3 protein-coding genes are annotated in these 2,552 nt (G+C 71.0%); all 3 read left to right on the plus strand.

Annotation, left to right across the window (positions count from 1 at the left end; genetic code table 11):
* A partial coding sequence (locus D7X74_RS41195) for an MFS transporter (protein ID WP_120538375.1) occupies positions 1 to 339 on the plus strand: 339 nt, incomplete at its 5' end.
* A 10-nt stretch (positions 340 to 349) separates the two neighbouring features.
* On the plus strand, positions 350 to 1,384 hold the full coding sequence (plsX, locus tag D7X74_RS41200; RefSeq protein WP_120538377.1) for a phosphate acyltransferase PlsX: 1,035 nt from the start codon (positions 350 to 352) through the stop codon (positions 1,382 to 1,384).
* A complete protein-coding gene (locus tag D7X74_RS41205; protein WP_120538376.1) occupies positions 1,381 to 2,427 on the plus strand; it encodes a phosphatase domain-containing protein in 1,047 nt (348 codons plus the stop codon). Before plsX ends, D7X74_RS41205 begins: the two co-directional genes overlap by 4 nt.
* Positions 2,428 to 2,552: the final 125 nt, after the last annotated feature.

Consider the following 2,552-nt stretch of genomic DNA (forward strand, 5'->3'; position numbering starts at 1 on the left):
GGGCTCGCGCTGTTGCCCCTGGCGCCCTCGTACGGGTGGCTCTTCCCGGTGATGGGGCTTCTGGCGGTGGGCTCGGCGCTGGTGAACCCGTGCCTGTCGGCGCTGGTGTCCCTGCACGCGCCCCCTGAGCGCCAGGGCGCGGTGTTGGGCGCGTATCAGGCCTGCGGTTCGTTGGGTCGCATTGTGGGCCCGGCGCTGGGCGGCCTGCTATTCACCCGGTTGGGCCCGGCGGCCCCCTACGGAACGGGCGCGGTCCTGGTGGCCCTGGGGGGTGTCCTGGCACTGTCGTTGGTGACACAGGTGAGAATGTCGGGAGCGGGCGCCGAGCAAAGCTCATAGGATGGAGTCCATGGTGGGGAAGCCGCAGCACATCACCATCGCGTTCGACGTGATGGGGAGCGATCACGGCCCGGCGGAGGTGGTGCGGGGTGCGGCCCAGCTCTCGCTGGAGTCTCCGCACATCCACGCGCTGCTCGTGGGGGACCGTCCAGTCATCGACGAGGCCCTCGCCGGCATCAAGCACAACGGCGAGCGCATCTCCGTGCACCACGCGGCGGACTTCGTGGGCATGGACGAGAAGCCCGGCGAGGCGCTGGCGCGCAAACCCGAGTCCTCCGTGGCGGTGGCCGCCCGGCTGGTGGCCGAGGGGGAGGCGCACGCGCTGGTGTCCGCGGGCAACACGGGCGCGGGCGTGCTCGCGTGCAAGCGCCACTTCCAGTTGATTCCGGGCGTGCGCCGCGCGGCGCTGGCCACGGTGTACCCGACGCGGGGCGTGCGCGGGGCGAAGCAGGACCCCTTCAGCCTCATCCTCGACGTGGGCGCCACGGTGGAGGCCACCGCGGAGGACCTGGTGGCGTTCGCCGTCATGGGCAGCGCGTACGCGCGCATCATCTCCCGCAACGAGCGGCCCAAGGTGGCGCTGTTGTCCAACGGCATCGAGCCGCAGAAGGGCCCGCCCCGGGTGGTGGAGGCGCACCAGCGGCTGTCGCAGATGACGGGGCTCAACTTCACCGGCAACGTGGAGGGCATCGACATCCCGCGCGGCACGGCGGACGTCATCGTGACGGACGGCTTCGTGGGCAACGTGTGCCTGAAGATGCTGGAGGGCGTGCACGACACGGTGATGGAGCTGGCCCAGTACGCCTACAAGGAGAGCCTGCGCTGGAGAGCGGGCCTGGCCATGCTGTCCTCCGGCATCGAGCGGCTCAAGGACATCACGGACTGGGAGCAGTACGGCGGCGCGCCCATCCTCGGGTTTGACCGCATCTTCATCAAGGCGCACGGTCGCTCCAAGGCGCGCGCCATCGCGAACGCGGGCAAGGTGGCCGCGAAGGCGGTGGCGAACGAGCTGGGCACCGCCATCCAGGAGGGTTTGGCGCGGTGAGCCTGCCGGACCGCATCGACCCACGCCCCCCGCGCCGCATCTACCGGTGGGACCTGGACAAGACGTACCTCCAGACGGACTTCGAGTCGCTGCGCGACCTGTTCCGCACCGCGTTCCAGAAGGCGCACGAGAAGGTCGCCGTGCCGGGCGCCTCCGCGCTCATCAAGGAGCTGGCGGAGCAGGGGGACTCGCGGCTGTGCATCGTGTCCGGCAGCCCCAAGCAGATGCGCGCGGTGCTGGAGGAGAAGCTCAAGCTGGACGGCGTCCAGTGGGATGAGTTCGTCCTCAAGGACAACGTCAGCAACCTCTTGCGCGGGCGCTTCCGGGCCCTGCGGGGACAGGTGGGCTACAAGCTGCCCGTCATCCTGGAGAGCCGCATCCACGCGCCGGTGGAGGCCGAGGAGGTGCTCTTCGGCGACGACGCGGAGGCCGACGCGTTCATCTATTCGCTCTACGCGGACCTCATCGCGGGGCGGGTGGACGAGCGCGTGCTGTCGCAGGTGCTGGAGGCGGGCGGGGTGTACCCGGACGACGTCGCGCGGGTGCACGCGGCGTGGAAGAAGATTCCGGTGGCGGACCCCGTCCGGCGCATCTTCATCCACCTGGACCGGCTGACGCCGCCCGCGCACTTCACGGCCTACGGGCCGCGCGTGGTGCCCATCTTCAACTACTTCCAGGCGGCGCTGGTGCTGCTGGCGGACGGCCACCTCACGGCGCCCCAGGTGCTGAAGATCGCCGTGGAGATGGTGCAGACGGCGGGGCACAACATCATCACGCTGTCGAACTCGTTCCAGGACCTGCTCAGGCGCGGACTGCCGCTGCAGCAGGCGGCCATCGCGCTGTCCCAGGCGATGGAGGGGCCCAACGCGCTGCTCAAGGCGATGCGCCCCGTGCCGGACATCCTGGCCGCGTTCAGCAAGCGCCTGGCCGCGCTGGGGACCCAGCCGCCGCCCCCCCGGGTGCAGGCGGTGGACTACGTGTCGCTCATCTCCCATGCGCTGCCGAGGACCCACAAGGGCCGCTCGACGAAGCCCACGACCTGAGCGGCTTCCCGGCGGGCCTTCCAGGCGCTCCCGTGGGGGAGTCCGCCTGCCTGCCCGCTGGCCCTTCGGGGGACCGGACGCTTCCGGAAGGCCGGCCCGGGCTCGGGATGGGGTGGGGGTCCGGC

Source organism: Corallococcus sp. CA047B, from assembly GCF_003612065.1.
GTDB lineage: Bacteria > Myxococcota > Myxococcia > Myxococcales > Myxococcaceae > Corallococcus > Corallococcus praedator.

Bases quoted from the DNA above. Each gene is read 5' to 3' on its own strand.
- plsX (WP_120538377.1), top strand. From the start codon at position 350: ATGGTGGGGAAGCCGCAGCACATCACCATCGCGTTCGACGTGATGGGG.